Source organism: Bradyrhizobium sp. Pha-3 (assembly GCF_042258615.1).
In the GTDB taxonomy this organism is placed as follows: Bacteria; Pseudomonadota; Alphaproteobacteria; order Rhizobiales; family Xanthobacteraceae; genus Bradyrhizobium.
Genome location: NZ_CP170152.1, coordinates 7009414 through 7027082, shown reverse-complemented (window position 1 = coordinate 7027082; position 17669 = coordinate 7009414). Strand labels below are relative to the sequence as shown.

The window sequence follows — 17669 nt, the reverse complement described above, 5'->3', positions numbered from 1 at the left end:
AGCAAAATCAGTCCATGCTGATGCATGATCACGCGCAGGATAATGAGACCGGTTCGGACCGGCGTGACCTGATCGGCGGGGAGCCTGAAACTGATGGCGTTGATGGAAGTTGGACTGGACGACAAGTACCGGTTGGATACGAAACGAATCTTCCTCTCCGGTACCCAGGCTCTGGTCCGATTGCCCATGTTGCAGCGCGAACGCGACCGCGCGCACGGGCTGAACACCGCGGGTTTCATCTCCGGTTACCGCGGCTCGCCGCTCGGCATGTACGACCACGCGCTGTGGCGGGCGAAATCGTTCCTTAGAGAACACGACATCGCCTTCGTTCCCGGCCTCAACGAGGATCTGGCGGCGACCGCGGTGTGGGGCAGCCAGCAGGTCGGCATGTTCCCCGGCGCCAAGGTCGATGGCGTGTTCGGCATCTGGTACGGCAAAGGTCCGGGCGTCGACCGTTCGCTCGATGCGCTCAAGCATGCCAATTCCGCCGGCACCTCGCCAAATGGCGGCGTGATCGCGCTCGCCGGCGACGACCATGGCTGCCAGTCCTCCACGCTCGCGCACCAGAGCGAGCAGGTGTTCGCCTCGGCGCTGATGCCGGTGGTCAATCCGGCGACGCTGCAGGATTATCTCGACCTCGGCATCCTCGGCTTTGCGCTGTCGCGCTATTCCGGCTGCTGGGTCGGCTTCAAGGCGATCTCCGAGACGGTCGAGAGTTCGGCCTCGATCGTCAGCGATCCCGATCGCATCAAGACCATCATGCCGGACGATTTCGAGATGCCGCCCGGCGGGCTCTCGATCCGCTGGCCGGATCCGCCGCTGGAGGCGGAGCGCAGGCTGCACGGGCCCAAGATGGAGGCGGTCGCGGCCTTCGCCCGCGCCAACCGGTTCGACCGCGTCGTGCTGGATTCCAAGCCGGCGCGGCTCGGCATCATGGCGACCGGCAAGGCCTATCTCGATCTGCGCCAGGCGCTCGCCGATCTCGGCATCACCGACGCCGATGCGCAGGCGCTGGGCCTGCGCATCTACAAGGTGGCGCTGACCTGGCCGCTCGAAGCGCGCGGCGCGCGGGACTTCGCCGAAGGCCTGCAGGACGTGCTGGTCGTCGAGGAGAAGCGCGGCTTCATCGAGGACCAGCTGGTCCGCATCCTCTACAACATGGACGCCTCGAAGCGCCCCTCGGTGGTCGGCAAGCGCGACGAGAGCGGTGCGCCCTTGCTGCCGAGCGAAGGCGAGCTGACGCCCACCATGGTCGCAGCGGCCGTAGTGGCGCGTCTGCGCCAGCTCGGCCACCACAGCCCGCTGTTGGAGCAACGTCTGGCAAAACTCGAGGCGTTCGATCGCCCGGCCGAGGGCACGGGCACCGCGAAGCTGCAGCGTACGCCGTATTTCTGCTCGGGCTGCCCGCACAACTCCTCGACCAAGATCCCCGAAGGCAGCCGCGCCATGGCCGGCATCGGCTGTCACGGCATGGCGCTGTCGGTGCCGAACCGCAACACCCAGACCATCTCGCATATGGGTGCAGAGGGCGTGAGCTGGATCGGGCAGGCGCCGTTCACCAGCGAACAGCACGTGTTCCAGAATCTCGGTGACGGTACCTACACGCATTCCGGCTTGCTGGCGCTGCGCGCGGCGGCCGCGGCCGGCGTCAACATCACCTACAAGATCCTCTACAACGACGCGGTCGCGATGACCGGCGGCCAGCCGGCCGAAGGCGGCTTCACAGTGTCGCAGATCGCGCACCAGGTCGCGGCGGAAGGAACAAAACGGCTTGCGATCGTCTCCGACGATCCCGACAAATATCCCGCCAACTATTTCCCGTCCGGCGCCACCATCCATCATCGCCGCGAGCTCGACGCCGTGCAGCGCACCTTGCGCGAGATCGAGGGCCTCACCGTCCTGATCTACGACCAGACCTGTGCTGCCGAGAAGCGTCGTCGCCGCAAGCGCGGGCTGTTTCCCGATCCGGCCAAGCGCGTCTTCATCAACGAGCGCGTCTGCGAAGGCTGCGGCGACTGCTCGGTTGCGTCGAACTGCGTCTCGGTGCAGCCGCTGGAGACCGAACTCGGCCGCAAGCGCCGCATCGACCAGTCGAACTGCAACAAGGATTTCTCCTGCATCGAGGGCTTCTGCCCGAGCTTCGTGATGGTGCAGGATCTCAAGCTGCGCAAGGCCGACCGCACCGCCGCCGATCCCAAGGCGCTGTTCGCCGACCTGCCACCGCCGCCAGCCGCGGCGCTGAGCGCTCCCTACAACATCCTGATCACCGGCATCGGCGGCACCGGCGTCATCACCATCGGCGCGCTGCTCGGCATGGCCGCGCATGTCGAGGGGCTCGCCTGCTCGACGCTCGACTTCACCGGCCTGTCGCAGAAGAACGGCGCGGTCATGAGTCATGTCCGGCTCGCGCCCGCGTCCGACATGCTGACCACAGTCCGCATCGCGCCGGGCAATGCCAATCTGATCCTCGGCTGCGACCTCGTCGTCGCGACCAGCGTGCCGGCGCTGAGCCGCGCCGAGCGCGGCGTCACCCGCGCCGTCGTCAACGCCGACCTGCTGCCGACCGCGAGCTTCGTGATCGATCCCGATATCGATTTCGAGGCCAGCTCGATGCGCGACGCGCTGAATGGCGCGGTGAGACCTGATGATCTCGACATCCTCGATGCCACCGGGCTTGCCACCGCGCTGATGGGCGACAGCATTGCGACCAACGCCTTCATGCTGGGCTTCGCGTTCCAGCGCGGCGCAATCCCGCTGTCGCTCGAGGCCATCCTGAAGGCGATCGAGCTCAACGGCGCTGCGATCGAGATGAACAAGACCGCATTCTCGTGGGGCCGGCTTGCCGCGCACGATCTGCAGCGCGTGGTCAGCGCCGCCCGCTTCAAGAGCGCAGGCGCCGCGCCGGCCAAGAAGACGCTCGACGAGGCGATCGCGTTCCGCGCCAAGTTCCTCACCGACTATCAGGACGCGGCCTACGCCAAGCGCTATCTCGACGACGTCGCGCGCGTCCGCTCCGCCGAAGCCGCGGCAGCGCCGGGCTCGCAGGACCTGACCGAGGCCTTTGCAAACGGCCTGTTCAAGCTGATGGCCTACAAGGACGAATACGAGGTCGCGCGGCTCTATTCGGACGGCGAGTTCAGCAAGGCGTTGAGAGAGCAGTTCGAGGGCAATTCCGGCTTGAAGGTCCTGCTGGCGCCGCCGCTGCTGGCGCAGCGCGATCCCGTCACCGGACGTTTGCAGAAGCGCGAATTCGGGCCGTGGATCTTCAAGGCGTTCGGCCTGCTGGCGGGGCTGAAGGGCCTGCGCGGTACCGCGTTCGACATCTTCGGCTACACCGCCGAGCGCAAGATGGAGCGCGCGCTGCCATTGGATTACTCCGCGATGATCCTGCGTCACCTCGACGGCAACAAGCCGCTCGACCTGCCGCGCCTTGTGGCGCTGGCCAAGGCAGCCGACCTCGTGCGCGGCTATGGCCACATCAAGGAAGGCAACGTCGCCCGTTACCGCACCGAATGTGCGCGGCTGGAGCGCGCGATCGGCCAGCCGCTGGCGCAGGCGGCCGAGTAGGCCAGAGCGCTTCCCCGTTCCGATCCCATTGGAACGGGGGCTCCAGGCGGGTGAGCGGCGGAACTTTCCACGGCCGCCTTGGTTGACCGGTAACCCTGCCCGCGAGCCGCGGCTGGATTCGCGCGGCCGGGCCCCTACATAACGGCTGTTCTGTTCGAGTGATTTCAGGAGGCCCTTTGATGGTCCTGAAAAACGCTTTTGTTGCAACTGTTTGCTCCGCGTGCCTGGCGTTGGGTGGCGTGGCGTTTGCCGACGACTACCGCCCGAGCGAGTTCTTCAGCCTCGACCTCTCGCAGGCCGTGCTGTCGCCGAAACCGCTTGGCCCGCCGGCGCAGTTCCAGCCGGTTCCGGTCGAGGCGAAGACCGATCGCAGCCCGGATCAGCACGCCAATGTCGAGCCGGGGGTCGATCAGCCGAAGGTCGAGCCGCAGAAGGCCGTGCGCACAAGCAGGGTGACGGAACCGCGTGAGGCGGCGCCGCACGAGCGCAAGCGCGCAGCGGCGCACGTTCCCGCCCGGGCCAAGCTCGCGCGGCGGCACTCGAACCCGCTCGATGCGGAAGCCCGCGACACCAGGATCCAGACCTGGCCGTGCCGCACCGGCGGCATCTGCAACTGGCAGCGGTGACTGCGGCGCTTCTTGCTCTTTCATGCGCGCGGAGAACCAACCCGTCATCCTGAGGAGCGCGCTCTTGCGCGCGTCTCGAAGGATGCACGGCCCTGATCTAGCAGCCGGGCCGTCGATCCTTCGAGACGGCGCTACGCGCCTCCTCAGGATGGCGGGTTTGGCGTTTGAGTGCCCGGCGCCTGACGCCACCGTTCCGATCTCGATCTCCCCCGAGTCATCCCGCCGTCGCAAAACCGTCGGCACAGAGTCAAGAAACCGTAAGGGCGGAGTCAAACAGCGCAGGCAAAACCTTCGTTGCGATTCGACGAAGGTTATTCGATGCCGACAGCGATCTCCGCGAGGGGGCGAGGCCTCACGAGGCGTCAGCTTCTGGTGCGCTCGGCATCGACGGCCGCGCTGGCAGGATTGGGCGCGCTGGCAAAGCCCTATCTGAGCCGCGCCGCGGATCGTCCCGCGATCGCGGGCATCCAGTCCGGCGACGTCGCCAGCGATTCCGCTGTGATCTGGGCCCGCGCCGATCGCGCCGCGCGGATGCAGATCGAATGCGCCGCGGTCGAAAGCTTTGCCACCATCCTGCGCAGCGCGTCCGCCGATGCGCTGCCCGAGCGCGACTTCACCGCCAAACTGCTGCTCGATGGCCTGCCGCCGGGACAGGACCTGTTCTACCGAATCCGCTTCGAGGATCGCGACGGCATCGCCGGCGAAAGCCGCATTGGGCATTTCCGCACCGCGCCGGCCGACCGCCGCTCGGTCTCGTTCGTCTGGTCCGGTGACGTGGTGGGGCAGGGCTGGGGCATCGACCCCGCGCGCGGCGGCCTGCGCAGCTACCGCACCATGCTGAACGAGCGCCCGGATTTCTTCATCCATTCCGGCGATCACATCTATGCCGATTGCACGGTACCGCCGGAGCAGGCGCTGCCGAACGGCGAGGTCTGGCGCAACATCGTCACCGAGGAGAAATCGGTCGTTGCGCACAGTCTCGGCGAGTTTCGCGGCAACTACAAATACAACTGGCTCGACGAGAATTTCCGCGCCTTCCACGCCGAGGTGCCTGTCTTCGCGCAGTGGGACGACCACGAGGTGGCCGACGACTGGTCGCCGCTCGGCACCGCGGACGCGACCGGCTACGATACGGACGGCACCTCGCGCCTGGTGGCGCGGGCGCGCCGCGCCTTCCACGAATTCATGCCGATGCGGCTGATGCCGGAGCGCGACGGCCGGGTCTATCGCAAGATCCCCTACGGGCCGCTGCTCGACGTCTTCATCATCGACATGCGCTCCTATCGCGATTCCAGCTGGAACAAGCAGGGCGATCCGGACCAGGCGTTCATCCTTGGCGAGAGCCAGCTCGCCTGGTTGAAGCGGGGGCTGGTGGCGTCGGATGCCGTCTGGAAGGTGATCGCCGCGGATCTGCCGATCGGGCTCGTCAGCCTGGATGCGGTCGCGCTCGGCGACGGGCCGCCGGAGCGGCGCGAGCACGAGATTGCCGATCTCTTGTCCTTCATGAAGCGGGCCGGCGTTCGCAACACGGTGTGGCTCACCGCCGACATGCACTACACCGCCGCGCATCACTATGATCCGAACCGCGCGGTGTTCCAGGAGTTCGAGCCGTTCTGGGAATTCGTCTCCGGTCCGCTGCATGCCGGCACGTGGTCGCCGGGCGAGCTCGACAACACTTTTGGCCCGAAGGCGATGTACCAGAAGGGCTGCTCGGCCGAGCAGGGCGACAATCTCGCGCCCTGCTTCGGCCTGCAATTCTTCGGCCGCGTCGACATCGATGGCAGGACCGGCGTGATGACGGTGACACTGAAGGACGTCGACAACCACGATCTCTGGTCGGTCGACATCGAGCCGCGGCCGGATGCGCGGCCCGGCCAGATCATGGCGCAGCACATCTAAACCCATAGCGTTTTCGAGCGAAGTGGGGTTCCGGTTGGCGTGAAGAAAATGCGTCAAGCCAGGATTCGTCGCGACATCTTGATTGCCGACGCCTTGCCCGAAGGGTCGGTTTGCGGGCAGACTGCTTGTTGGCAGTTCTGCCAATTTCATTCCCTACAGCCGATTTACTGGCGTGACGTCGTCGATGACATTCGGCGTTCCACGTGTCAGGAGCTATCCATGGACAATCTGCAGACACAGGGCATCAGCCTGCCGCAGCTCGGGCTCGGCACCTTCCGCATGCAGGGCGACGCCTGCCGCGCGGCGGTCGAGAGCGCGCTCGGGCTCGGCTACCGGCATATCGACACCGCCGAGATGTACGGCAATGAGGAGGCGATCGGGGCCGCGATCGCGGACGCGAAGGTTGCGCGCAAGGACCTGCATGTGACCACAAAGGTCTGGCACGAGAACCTGGCGCCGGATGCGATTCGGAAGGCGTTCGACACCAGCCTGAAGAAGCTGCGGCTCGATCACGTCGACCTCTATCTGGTGCACTGGCCGTCGCGGAGCATGAAGCTGCCGGCTGTGTTCGAGACGCTGATGCAGCTGAAGGAGGAAGGCCACACCCGCGCGATCGGCGTCGCCAATTTCACCACCGCGCTGCTCAAGACTGTGGTCGAGGATATCAAGGCGCCTATCGCCTGCAACCAGATCGAATATCACGTGATGCTCGACCAGACGCCGGTGCGGAAATTTCTCGCCGCGAAATCGATCCCGCTGGTGGCCTATTGCCCGCTGGCGCAGGGCCGTTTCGCGACCGACGCGACGCTGGCGAAAATCGGCAGCAAGCATGATGCGACGGCCGCGCAGGTGGCGCTGAAATGGCTGCTCGACCAGGATGGCGTTGCGGCGATCCCGAAAGCCTCGCGCGCTGAAAGTCAAAAGGCCAATCTCGACGCGCTGAAAGTCAAGCTCGACGACGATGACCGCAAGGCGATCGCCGCGCTGCGCAAGGACATGCGCTGTGTGAATCCGGGTTTTGCTCCGGCGTGGGACTGAGTCCTGCGAGCTCCTGATCAGGACGGAGAACGAGAAAATGGCTCCGCGAGGAGCCATTTTCCGTTGTGTCGGTCTATCGTATCTGCCGGCGCTTAATAGCGATCCCGCCTGATGACCATGGCGCGGTCGTGGTCGTGATGCCAGCCGCGATGCCAACCACGGTCATGGCGCATCTCGGCCCGCGAGCCCCAGCCACGATCCCAGTGATGATGGCCGCGCTTGATCACGACGGTCTCGGCGCTCGCGATCGACGGAACGGCCACTGCAAGCGCGCCAATCGCGGCAAGAACAAAACCAAACTTCTTCATCTCATCCTCCTCAAATGATGCGTGGAGGAAACCGTGCGAGCAACGAAACGTTCCTCAGGAACCGGGGGAGTTTTCTGAACGCCTGTTCAGCAACTGCGCCAGCGCAACGCTCGCCGCGCGTTCGCTGCACAACCGACGCGTGAGCGCTAACGCCTCTTTCGGTGGTCTTGCCTAACCCCGGCGTCCGACGCATCATCACGCCATAAAATCAATGTTCGGGGGGACGTTGCCGTGGGTGATTTTTCACGCCGGGACTTTTTGAAAGGTACAGGATCGGCCGCTGCTGCTGTCATCGCAGGGCCGGCCGCTGCGGCGATGGGGCCGGACGACAAGTTCGACCTTGTGATCAAGAGCGGCGACGTGATCGATCCCAGCCAATCGCTGCGCGGCAAGCGCGACATCGGCATCCGCTGGGGCCTGATCGAGGCGATCGAGGACGAGATCCCGGCCGCGCGCGCCGTCAAGACCATCGACGCGTCGGGTAAGCTCGTGATGCCGGGGCTCGTCGATCTGCACTGCCACGTCTATCCCTATGGATCGGCGATCGGCATTCCCGCCGACGAGCTGGTGCAATTCCAGGGCACCACGACCGTGGTCTCGGCCGGCGATGCCGGCGTCAACAATCTCGCGGCGCTGCGCCGCTTCATCGTGGCGCAGTCGCGGTCCCGGATCTACGCCTTCGTCCATATCGCCAACAACGGCCTGTCGGCCTTCCCGGTGGCCGAGCTCTACAACATCGACAATGCGCAGGTCGAAGCCTGCGCCATGGCGCTCGCCGAGAACCCTGATTTCCTGATCGGGGTCAAGGTGCGGATGTCGGAGAACGTCATCTTCAAGCATGGCATCGAGCCGCTGAAGCGTGGCATCCAGGCCTGCGAGATGTGCGGCTGGCCGGCGCGGATGATGGTGCATATCGGCGGCGTCGAGACCAGGGAGTTGATGTCCGACATCCTCGATCTGCTGAGGCCGGGCGATATCCTCACCCATGCCTATTCCGGCGCGCCGAACATGTCCGGCGCCTTCACCAACATCGTGCAGGACGGCAAGCTGCTGCCGGCGGCGCTCGCGGCCAAGCAGCGCGGGGTGCTGTTCGATGTCGGCCATGGCGGCGGCAGCTTCGATTTCACGGTGGCCGAGATCGCCATCCCCGCCGGCTGCACGCCCGATACGATCTCCTCCGACATCCACGTCTTCTCGGGCAATTCGCCCGGCATCCCGTTCCTGCCCAACGTGATGAGCAAGTTCCTGGCGATGGGCTCCTCGCTGGATCAGGTGGTGGCGATGGCGACTTCCGTGCCGGCGCGCATCATCAACCGCACCCCGAAGATCGGCACGCTGCAGCGCGGCGCGCCCGGCGACGTCGCGATCATGGACCTCATCGAAGGCCCGGTCTCCTTCGTCGACACCCGCAACAACAAGCGCGACGGCAATCTGCAGCTGAAGCCGGTGCAGACCGTGGTCAACGGCGTGCCGTTCGGCCGGCCGTATCAGGCGCCGTTTTCGGTGAGGTGACTCAGTCTCACGATCACCTCTCCCCACCGGGGAGAGGTCGGCGCGCAGCGCCGGGTGAGGGGTGCAGGTCCCACGAGAGAGCGTAACCCCTCACCCGGATTGTATCTGACGATACAATCCGACCTCTCCCACAAGGGGAGAGGTGGACCGCCAATGCCGCGGCAGTCGCAACCGGGCGCTTACGTCCGCTTCTCCACATTGCTGCTGCGCGCCGGCACCCCGAACTCCTTGCGGCACACCTCGGCCAGCACCGCGACGCCTTCGCGGATCTGCTCGTGCGAGGGGCTTGCGAAGCACAGGCGCAGCCGGCTGCCGGAATGCGCCTTGCTGGTCGACCATTCCGGTCCCGGATTGATCGAGACCCCGGCGGCAAGCGCCGCCTGATAGAGCTTCATCGTGTCGACATTGTCGGGCAGCTTGACCCAGAGGAAGATGCCGCCCTTCGGCGCCTCGAATTCGGCCGACGTGCCGAACTGCTCGTTCAGCGCCTCCATCAGCGTGTCGAGCTTGGCGCGCAGGCCACGGGTCAGCCGCGGCACGTGGGTCGCGAAATGCGGCGCGCAATATTCCGAGAGCACCATCTGCTCCAGCGCGCCGGAGCCGGCGTCGGTCTTCAGCGGCAGCATCCGCGACATGATCTCCCAGGGTGCGACGATGAAGCCGACCCGCAGCGCCGGCGCGATCGACTTCGAGAACGAGCCGATATGGATCACGCCGCCATGCCTGCTCATGGCATAGATCGCGGGCGGCCGTTCGCCGTTCCAGATCAGATCGGCATAGCAATCGTCCTCGAAGATCGGCACGCCGTATTCTTTCGACAGCTTCAGCATCTCGGCGCGGCGGCTCTCGGGGAGGATCGAGCCGGTCGGGTTTTGCACGGTCGGGATGGTGTAGATGTATTTCGGCGTGATGCCGCGCCGCTTGTGATCGGCGAGCGCTGCGGCCAGCGCATCGATCCGGATGCCGTCGCCATCGAGCGGAATGCCGACCGCATTGACGCCGAGCCGGGTCAGCCGGTTCAGCGAACCCTGATAGGTCTCCTGCTCGATCAGCACTGTGTCGCCCTTGGCGAGCAGCGTGTGATTGACCAAGTCAAGCGCCTGCAGCGAGCCGGAGACGATCATGATCTCGTCCGGCGTGCAGGCAATCCCGGCATCGCGCTTCAGCTTCTCGGTGAGGAACTGGCGCAGCGGCAGATAGCCCTGCGGCCCGTGCGCGAGGTTGTAGGTCGCCAGATTCCTGCCCTCGCGCTTCATCACGGCGTTGACCGCCTCCAGCAGCCCGTCGACCGGGACCTGGTCGGGATCGTTGTTGCCGCCGACGAAGCTGTATTTGGCGAGCCCGGTCCATCGCGCTGCCGGCGCAGGCAGGCCGGCCGGAAGCAGCGGTGCAAAGTCGAACTGGGCTGAGGTGGACATGGACGTTTCGCTCCGTGTTGTTGTCGTTGAGAACGCCCGTGGGAGGCGGGCCTTCCATGAAATCAGTTCTTGCCGGTCAGCTTGATCGGGCGACCCTGGCTGATGAAGGCATAGTGCCCGGCGCCGACGCTGCCGACCATCAATGCCTCGACCGCCGGTTCCGCGATCTCGCCGCCGGCCGCCCAATCGACCACGAAATTCGCGCCGGTGCCGCCGCGGACATCAGTCGTGGCGATCGAGACCTCGACGGTCGCAAACGGTTTTAGCGCGATCGGCGATTTGAGGTAGCTCTCCACCATCTTGCCTGCTGTGTCGAAATAGGCGATCCGCTTCAGCACCAGCGGCCTTGTCTCGGAGGCGTTGTGCACGCTCAGCGTCACCGAGAAATCGGCCCTGAGCTTGCCCTGGCTCATCGACACGCTGGAATACACCGGCACGTAGAGTGCACCGGAGGCGGTGAGGCCTTCCGACGGCACCGCGGTCAGCGAGTTCGCGAAATTTTGTTCAATACTTGCCGAGGATTGTGCTAGCGCCTCCTTCGCGCTCACGGTGAGCAGGCAGAGCAAAACTGCCAGAAAAATGCCGCCTGCGCGGATGTGACACATTGCTCGGTTGATCCTCACGCCCGGCCCTCTAGGTTGCGGCAACAGGAAGTCTTTGACGCATGCATGAACTGATTCGCGATATCACGCTCTGTATCCTGTTTGCCTGGGGGATTGGGCTGCTCGCCCATTTCTCCCGGCAACCGCTGATACTGGCGTACCTTATCGCCGGCTTTTTCATTGGTCCATTCGGCATGGGCTGGGTCAAGTCCCAGGAGTCGATCAGCGTCATCTCCGAGCTCGGCCTGATCTTCATGCTGTTCATGATCGGGCTGGAAATTGACCTCAAGAAGATCATCCGTGCCGGCAAGGTCATCCTGTTCGCCGGCGCCGGCGAGCTGATCGGGGGCTGCCTGATCGGCGTGGCGTTCTTTGCCGGGATCGGCCTTGCGATCGGCGGCGGCAAGTTCGATGCGGTCTATCTCTGCGTCGCTTGCGCGCTGTCCTCGACCGTCATCATCGTCAAGGTGCTCTACGAGAAGCGCGAGCTGGATACGCTGCCGGGCCGCATCACGCTCGGCGTGCTGGTGCTGCAGGACATCTTCGCGATCCTGTTCCTGGCGGTGCAGCCGAGCCTGGACAATCTGCAGATCAGCGTCGTGCTGCTGTCGATCGCCCGCGTCGCGGTGCTGGTCGCGACCGCACTGGTGCTCAGTCGCTACGTGCTGCCGCGGCTGTTCCACCAGATCGCACGCCGGCCCGAGCTCGTGCTGCTCGGTGCGCTCGCCTGGTGCTTCCTGATCGGCGAGATCGCGGAGCGGCTGCACCTGTCGCGCGAGATGGGCTCGCTGGTCGCCGGCGTCTCGATCTCGACCTTTCCCTACGCGCTCGACGTCACCGCCAAGGTCACGACGCTGCGGGATTTCTTCATCACGCTGTTCTTCGTCGCGCTCGGCATGACGATCCCGATCCCGGGCCTCTCGGTGATCTGGCTTGCGCTGGTTATCGCGGCCTTTACCGTGGTGACCCGCCTGGTCACGACATTCACGCCGCTCTATCTGATGAAGCAGGGCCTGCGCGCCAGCCTCCTGCCGGCGATCAATCTGGCGCAGATTTCCGAGTTCTCGCTGGTGGTGATCCAGACCGGCGTCGCCGCCAACCATATCGGGACCGAAACCGCGAATGCGGCCTCGTTCGCCTTCGTGGTGCTGGCGGTGCTCTCGACCTTCGCGATGGCCCGCAGCGATCAGATCGTGCGCGGCCTGATTGGTCCGTTGAAGCGGATCGGGCTGCGTGATCTCGACCATCGACGGGAGGGCGGCGGCGAGTCCGGGCAGGAGGGCGGCCAGGAGGAGGGACACGGCGAGATCCGGCGCATCGTCATCCTCGGCTTTTTCCGTGCCGCAAGCGCGCTGATCAGCCAGATCGAGCGGCAGAACCAGTCGCTGCTCGAGCAGATCAGCGTCATCGACTTCAATCCGCTGGTGTTCCGCACGCTGACCGACCGCGGCATGCACGTGATCTATGGCGACATCAGCAATGTCGATACGCTGGTTCATGCCGGCATCGGCAGGGCCGAGATCATCATCCTGAGCGTGCCGGATTTCCTCCTGGTCGGCGCCGACAACGAGAAGCTGGTACGCCACGTCCGCGCCCTGAATCCGACCGCGAAGGTTGTTGCCACCGCCGATCTCCTGACCGGTGTCGACGACCTCTACACGGCCGGCGCCGACTACGTGACGGTGACCCGGCTCAGCGACGCCGGCGAGCTCTATTCGGTGATCGAGGCCGCCGACGCCGGCCTGCTCGACGACAAGCGCGCCGAGCTGGACGCCCAGCTCAGCGACCGGCGCGAGGTGCTGCCGTAGGCGAGCTTTCTCTTACCTCTCCCCATCGGGGAGAGGTCGCGCTGAAAGCGCGGGTGAGGGGGCTCAGGTCCCACGAGGGAGCGCAACCCCTCACCCCGATCGCATCTGGCGATGCGATCCGACCTCTCCCTTTGGGAGAGGTGAAATCTTCCGTCCTGGCCTGCCTGCCAGACGCATGGCGGGTTGCATAATGATACTGGCGCTGACATCGGAACCCGGCTAATCCACTGCCTGCATATAACGAGATGTCAGGACAATGGCCGATACGATCCAGGAAGTGCTGCAAGCCTTTGCGAAGGGTGAACTCGTCGTCGTCACCGACGATGACGATCGGGAAGGCGAGGGCGATTTGATCGTCGCGGCGTCGTTCTGCACGGCGGAAAAGATGGCCTTCATCATCCGCCACACCTCCGGCATCGTGTGCGCGCCGATCACCACCGAGGATGCCCGCCGGCTGCGGCTCGACCCGATGGTGGCGCATAACGAGTCCAACCACACCACGGCCTTCACCGTCTCGATCGACTACAAGCCCGATGGCGGCACCGGCATCTCGGCCGATGAACGCGCCTCCTGCTGCCGCGCGCTCGCCAATCCCAATGCCGGCGCCAATGATTTTGCGCGCCCCGGCCATATCTTCCCGCTGATCGCGCGGGACGGCGGCGTGCTGCTGCGCTCCGGCCACACCGAAGCCGCGGTCGATCTGTGCCGGCTCTCCGGCCTGCCGCCGGTCGGCGTCATCAGCGAGCTGATGAACGACGATGGAACCGTGATGAAGGGCGAGCAGGTCGCGAAATTCGCCGCCGCCCACAAGCTCAAGCATGTCACGATCGCGGACATGATCGCGTACCGCCAGGCGCGCGAGAAGCTGATCGAGCGGGTGGCGACCTTCACCATCGAAAGCCCGATCGGCCCCCTGCAGGGTTATGCCTATCGCTCGCCGTTCGACGAGATCATGCACGCCGCCTTCGTCTATAACGGCATCGGCGATGGCCGGGACGTGCTGACCCGGCTGCACAAGCCCAATATCGTGACCGACCTCTTCACCGGTCCGGCGCGGATGGAAGCCGTGTTGCGGCACTTCAAGGATGCCGGCCGCGGCGTGCTGGTCTACCTGCGCGACGGTGCCGCCGGAGTTCCGGTCCAGCCGGTGAGCGAGCAGAAATCGGCGGAGGCCGATCGCAACAAGCAATGGCGCGAGGTCGGCGTCGGCGCACAGATCCTGCGCGATCTCGGCATCACCTCGATCCGGCACCTGACCTCGTCGGTGCACGACTACAAGGGTTTGTCCGGTTTCGGCATCGAGATCGTGTCGAACGAGAGGCTGGACTGCTAGCACCCGTCATTCCGGGGCGATGCGTCAGCATCGAACCCTCAGGTGCGCGGTTGCGCACCGAGAATCTCGAGATTCCGGAGGGACACCATCGCGTGCCCCCGGAATGACGGTAACCCAATTCAATTGCGCTTCGCAGCATAGCGCTTTAATTTATCCGCCAATTTCCGACTGACGATGCGAAAGGATGTTTCATGAGCGTGCGCCCCCAGTCCAAGGACAAGCCGGCTGCCGCCAGCTTCCAGTGGGATGATCCGTTCCTGCTCGACGACCAACTCACCGAAGACGAGCGCCTGATCCGCGACACTGCGCGGGCCTACGCGCAGGACAAGCTCCTGCCGCGGGTCACCAAGGCCTATCTGGAAGAGAAGACCGATCGCGAGATCTTCAACGAGATGGGCGAGCTCGGCCTGATCGGCGTGACGCTGCCCGAGGAGTATGGCTGCGCCAATGCGAGCTACGTGGCCTATGGCCTGGTGGCGCGCGAGATCGAGCGCGTCGATAGCGGCTATCGCTCGATGAACTCGGTGCAGTCGTCGCTGGTGATGTATCCGATCTACGCCTATGGCGACGAGAACCAGCGCAAGAAATATCTGCCCAAGCTCGCGACCGGCGAATGGGTCGGCTGCTTCGGCCTGACCGAGCCGGACGCCGGTTCCGATCCCGGCGGCATGAAGACCCGCGCCGAGAAGGTGGCCGACGGCTACAAGCTCAACGGCGCCAAGATGTGGATCTCGAACGCGCCGATCGCCGACGTGTTCGTGGTGTGGGCCAAGTCGGCCGCGCACGACAACCAGATCCGCGGCTTCATCCTCGAGAAGGGCATGAAGGGCCTGTCGGCGCCGAAGGTCGGCGGCAAGCTCAGCTTGCGCGCCTCGATCACCGGCGAGATCGTGCTCGACAATGTCGTGGTGCCGGAAAGCGCGCTGCTGCCCAACGTCTCCGGCCTCAAAGGTCCGTTCGGCTGTCTCAACCGCGCCCGCTACGGCATCTCCTGGGGCGCGCTGGGCGCCGCCGAGGACTGCATGCACCGCGCGCGCCAGTACACGCTCGACCGCAAGCAGTTTGGCCGCCCGCTCGCCGCCACCCAGCTGGTGCAGAAGAAGCTCGCCGACATGGAAACCGAGATCGCGCTCGGCCTGCAGGCCTCGTTGCGCGTCGGCCGCCTGATGGACGAGGGCAAGATGGCCCCCGAGATGATCTCGATCGTCAAGCGTAACAATTGCGGCAAGTCGCTCGACATCGCCCGCATGGCGCGCGACATGCACGGCGGCAACGGCATCCAGATCGAGTATCACGTGATGCGTCACGCTGCGAACCTCGAGACGGTGAATACCTACGAGGGCACCCACGACGTCCACGCCCTGATCCTCGGCCGCGCGATCACCGGCATCCAGGCGTTCTCGTAATCCCGGAGGCGTCATCCTGAGGTGCGCGCCTCTTCGGCGCGCCTCGAAGGATGACGCGAGGTGGTGCCCGACATCCTTCGAGGCTCGCAAGAGCTCGCACCTCAGGATGACGGCTCACAAGGAATCGGATCCCATGGCCGACAACGACGACATCCCGTTCAACCGCGATTTTCCGCTGAAGCCCGGCGTGGTCGAACAGGTCCGGCCCGGTGTGCGCCGCGTCCTGTGCAACAATCCGAGCCCGTTCACCTTCACCGGCACGGTCAGCTACATCGTCGGCCAGGGCAAGGTCGCGATCATCGATCCCGGTCCCGACGACGAGGCGCATGCGAAAGCGCTGCTCGATGCGGTCAAGGGCGAGACCGTGACGCATATCCTGGTCACCCATACCCATCGCGACCATTCGCCGAACACGCCGCGGATCAAGGCCGCGACCGGCGCGCCGGTCTATGCCGAGGGGCCGCACCGCGCCTCGCGCCCGCGTTTCGAGAGCGAGAAGCACAATCCGGAATCCGGCGCCGACCGCGATTTCCGGCCCGACATCGAGGTCAAGCACGGCGACGTCATCGAGGGCAGTGGCTTCGCGCTGGAGGCGGTTGCCACCCCCGGCCACACCGCCAATCACCTGGCGTTTGCCTGGGCCGAGCGCAGCATCAATTTCGTCGGCGACCATGTGATGGGCTGGTCGACCTCGATCGTGGCGCCGCCGGACGGTTCGATGATCGACTACATGGCCTCGCTCGAGCAGTTGGGGCAGCGGCCCGAGCAGCTCTATTTTTCCGGCCATGGCCCGGAGATTCCGGAAGGCCCGCGCTTTGTCCGTTTCCTGGCGCGGCACCGCCGGGCGCGCGAGGCGTCGATCCTGCATCGCCTCGGCAAGGGCGAGGCCGACATCCCGACCATGGTGCGGGCGATCTATATCGGGCTCGACCCGCGCCTCGCCAATGCCGCCGGCTATTCGGTGCTGGCGCATCTGGAGGATCTGGTCGCACGCGGCATCGTGGCGACGGATGGCGATCCCGTGATCGGCGGCACGTACAGGATGGCTTAGTTCGTCATTCCCGGGCTCGCGCTACGCGCGCCCCGGAATGACAAGGTGGATTACTTCTTCACCGTCTTCGCCGGCGGCGCCTTCGGCGCGACCGGCGCCGCCTTCTTCGCCGGCTTGGCGTTCTCGTTGTCCGCGGCGGTGTTGAGGTCCTCGATCAGCTTCTTGACCCGCGCGGCGTTGCTGCCGAGATCGGTGTCGAAATAACGCGAGGCGGAGCGGATATCGACGCGCGAGTCCTCGTCGTCGGGCGTGACCCGGATCGAGACGTCCTCGCGGAAACCCATGATCGGCGTGCGCGCCACCGCCTCGATGCGGCCGATCCGGCGCGGCGGCTGCGGCGCGCGTGCGTCGATGACCAGCCATTTGCGGCGGTTCACCAGCCGCAAGGTCATTTCATAGGCACGGTCGACCGGGGTTTCCAGTTCGACGGTTTCGATATCGGGATAGGCGGCGCGCTGCTTCTCGGCCGAATAAAGGCCGGCATAGGCGGCGGGGTTGGTGCCTTCGCCGGTGCGCAGCCGCGCCAGCGCCTCGAATTTCGGCGGGTCGATCGCGTCGGTGGTGACGTCGTAGATCCGCGGCAGCTTGCGGTACTGATAGGTGAGATAGGCCGGGTAGCCGAGGATCGCGGCGTCGATCAGGAACGCGAGCATGATCCGGCCCATGCCGCGGGTGCCGTTCTGCCAGATCGCGGCGAAGGCGGCCAGCCCGAGCAGGATCGACAGGCCGGCCAGGCCCAGCGCGCCGAAGAAGGTCGCCAGCGCCGGTTTGACCTCCAGGAACCCGAACCGGACGATGATGATTGAGACCAGCACCGCGACGACGGAGAAGATGGCGAGGTTGCGCGACCAGGTGGCGAGACCGGACACGGGCTCCTGCTGGTAGGGAGCGGAAAACCTGCGCGCCATCGTCGAAAAATCTGCCGGTTGAGATGTGCCCGGCGACCTCAGCCGCCGCCAATGATCGTGTGAGACCACGGACCTGCGGCGAATTCAAGGGATTTGGGCGCAGAAACGTCTTGGATAAGCGGCCATGCCCCAACTACGGCGTCGACCAGGGTCAATCACGCCGCAGCAGTTTCGTAGCCCGGATGGAGCGGAG

At 65.4% G+C, this 17669-nt stretch carries 13 protein-coding genes; 9 read left to right on the top strand and 4 right to left on the bottom strand.

Features of this window, described 5'->3' with window-relative positions; translation table 11 throughout:
* Positions 1–93: 93 nt before the first annotated feature.
* From ACE10Z_RS32975 to ACE10Z_RS32960, 4 genes are all read left to right on the top strand, one after another.
* Positions 94–3567 (top strand): indolepyruvate ferredoxin oxidoreductase family protein, encoded by a 3474-nt coding sequence (locus ACE10Z_RS32975; protein ID WP_375784517.1) that lies wholly within the window; start codon positions 94–96, stop codon positions 3565–3567.
* 179 nt (positions 3568–3746) lie between these two features.
* On the top strand, positions 3747–4193 hold the full coding sequence (locus ACE10Z_RS32970; protein WP_375784516.1) for a hypothetical protein: 447 nt from the start codon (positions 3747–3749) through the stop codon (positions 4191–4193).
* 318 nt (positions 4194–4511) lie between these two features.
* Positions 4512–6092, top strand: coding sequence for an alkaline phosphatase D family protein (locus ACE10Z_RS32965; protein ID WP_375784515.1), 1581 nt, complete (start codon positions 4512–4514; stop codon positions 6090–6092).
* Positions 6093–6311: 219 nt separating this feature from the next.
* Positions 6312–7130 (top strand): aldo/keto reductase, encoded by an 819-nt coding sequence (locus ACE10Z_RS32960; RefSeq protein ID WP_375784514.1) that lies wholly within the window; start codon positions 6312–6314, stop codon positions 7128–7130.
* A 92-nt stretch (positions 7131–7222) separates the two neighbouring features.
* On the opposite strand, the gene ACE10Z_RS32955 is transcribed toward ACE10Z_RS32960, so the two are convergent.
* On the bottom strand, positions 7223–7438 hold the full coding sequence (locus ACE10Z_RS32955; RefSeq protein ID WP_375784513.1) for a hypothetical protein: 216 nt from the start codon (positions 7436–7438) through the stop codon (positions 7223–7225).
* A 231-nt stretch (positions 7439–7669) separates the two neighbouring features.
* On the opposite strand from ACE10Z_RS32955, the gene ACE10Z_RS32950 reads away from it, so the two are divergent.
* Positions 7670–8950 (top strand): amidohydrolase family protein, encoded by a 1281-nt coding sequence (locus ACE10Z_RS32950; protein WP_375784512.1) that lies wholly within the window; start codon positions 7670–7672, stop codon positions 8948–8950.
* 179 nt (positions 8951–9129) lie between these two features.
* Here ACE10Z_RS32950 and ACE10Z_RS32945 read toward each other — a convergent pair whose 3' ends face one another.
* The gene (locus ACE10Z_RS32945; protein ID WP_375784511.1) at positions 9130–10368 is read right to left on the bottom strand and encodes a PLP-dependent aminotransferase family protein; all 1239 of its coding nucleotides are present in this window, start codon (positions 10366–10368) and stop codon (positions 9130–9132) included.
* Positions 10369–10430: 62 nt separating this feature from the next.
* Positions 10431–10973, bottom strand: a complete 543-nt coding sequence (locus tag ACE10Z_RS32940; protein ID WP_375784510.1) for a DUF3124 domain-containing protein — start codon at positions 10971–10973, stop codon at positions 10431–10433.
* Positions 10974–11032: 59 nt separating this feature from the next.
* On the opposite strand from ACE10Z_RS32940, the gene ACE10Z_RS32935 reads away from it, so the two are divergent.
* The 4 genes from ACE10Z_RS32935 (at position 11033) to ACE10Z_RS32920 (ending at position 16568) form a co-directional block, all read left to right on the top strand.
* Complete coding sequence (locus ACE10Z_RS32935; protein WP_375784509.1) at positions 11033–12778, top strand: cation:proton antiporter; 1746 nt, start codon at positions 11033–11035, stop codon at positions 12776–12778.
* A 256-nt stretch (positions 12779–13034) separates the two neighbouring features.
* Entirely contained in the window at positions 13035–14111 is a 1077-nt protein-coding gene (gene ribB / locus ACE10Z_RS32930) for a 3,4-dihydroxy-2-butanone-4-phosphate synthase (protein ID WP_375784508.1), read from the top strand.
* Between the two features lie 191 nt (positions 14112–14302).
* Positions 14303–15517, top strand: coding sequence for an acyl-CoA dehydrogenase (locus ACE10Z_RS32925; protein WP_298365259.1), 1215 nt, complete (start codon positions 14303–14305; stop codon positions 15515–15517).
* Between the two features lie 133 nt (positions 15518–15650).
* Positions 15651–16568, top strand: a complete 918-nt coding sequence (locus ACE10Z_RS32920; protein ID WP_375784507.1) for an MBL fold metallo-hydrolase — start codon at positions 15651–15653, stop codon at positions 16566–16568.
* Between the two features lie 50 nt (positions 16569–16618).
* Here the strand turns inward: ACE10Z_RS32920 and ACE10Z_RS32915 are convergent, their stop codons facing one another.
* Complete coding sequence (locus ACE10Z_RS32915) at positions 16619–17476, bottom strand: DUF1499 domain-containing protein (RefSeq protein WP_375784506.1); 858 nt, start codon at positions 17474–17476, stop codon at positions 16619–16621.
* Positions 17477–17669 lie beyond the last annotated feature (193 nt).

What these genes read in the sequence shown, in the direction of transcription:
- ACE10Z_RS32975 (WP_375784517.1), top strand. Translation starts at nt 94, where the DNA reads ATGGCGTTGATGGAAGTTGGACTGGACGACAAGTACCGGTTGGATACG.
- ACE10Z_RS32970 (WP_375784516.1), top strand. Translation starts at nt 3,747, where the DNA reads ATGGTCCTGAAAAACGCTTTTGTTGCAACTGTTTGCTCCGCGTGCCTG.
- ACE10Z_RS32965 (WP_375784515.1), top strand. Translation starts at nt 4,512, where the DNA reads ATGCCGACAGCGATCTCCGCGAGGGGGCGAGGCCTCACGAGGCGTCAG.
- ACE10Z_RS32960 (WP_375784514.1), top strand. Translation starts at nt 6,312, where the DNA reads ATGGACAATCTGCAGACACAGGGCATCAGCCTGCCGCAGCTCGGGCTC.
- ACE10Z_RS32955 (WP_375784513.1), bottom strand. Translation starts at nt 7,438, where the DNA reads ATGAAGAAGTTTGGTTTTGTTCTTGCCGCGATTGGCGCGCTTGCAGTG.
- ACE10Z_RS32945 (WP_375784511.1), bottom strand. Translation starts at nt 10,368, where the DNA reads ATGTCCACCTCAGCCCAGTTCGACTTTGCACCGCTGCTTCCGGCCGGC.
- ACE10Z_RS32940 (WP_375784510.1), bottom strand. Translation starts at nt 10,973, where the DNA reads ATGTGTCACATCCGCGCAGGCGGCATTTTTCTGGCAGTTTTGCTCTGC.
- ACE10Z_RS32935 (WP_375784509.1), top strand. Translation starts at nt 11,033, where the DNA reads ATGCATGAACTGATTCGCGATATCACGCTCTGTATCCTGTTTGCCTGG.
- ribB (WP_375784508.1), top strand. Translation starts at nt 13,035, where the DNA reads ATGGCCGATACGATCCAGGAAGTGCTGCAAGCCTTTGCGAAGGGTGAA.
- ACE10Z_RS32925 (WP_298365259.1), top strand. Translation starts at nt 14,303, where the DNA reads ATGAGCGTGCGCCCCCAGTCCAAGGACAAGCCGGCTGCCGCCAGCTTC.
- ACE10Z_RS32920 (WP_375784507.1), top strand. Translation starts at nt 15,651, where the DNA reads ATGGCCGACAACGACGACATCCCGTTCAACCGCGATTTTCCGCTGAAG.
- ACE10Z_RS32915 (WP_375784506.1), bottom strand. Translation starts at nt 17,476, where the DNA reads ATGGCGCGCAGGTTTTCCGCTCCCTACCAGCAGGAGCCCGTGTCCGGT.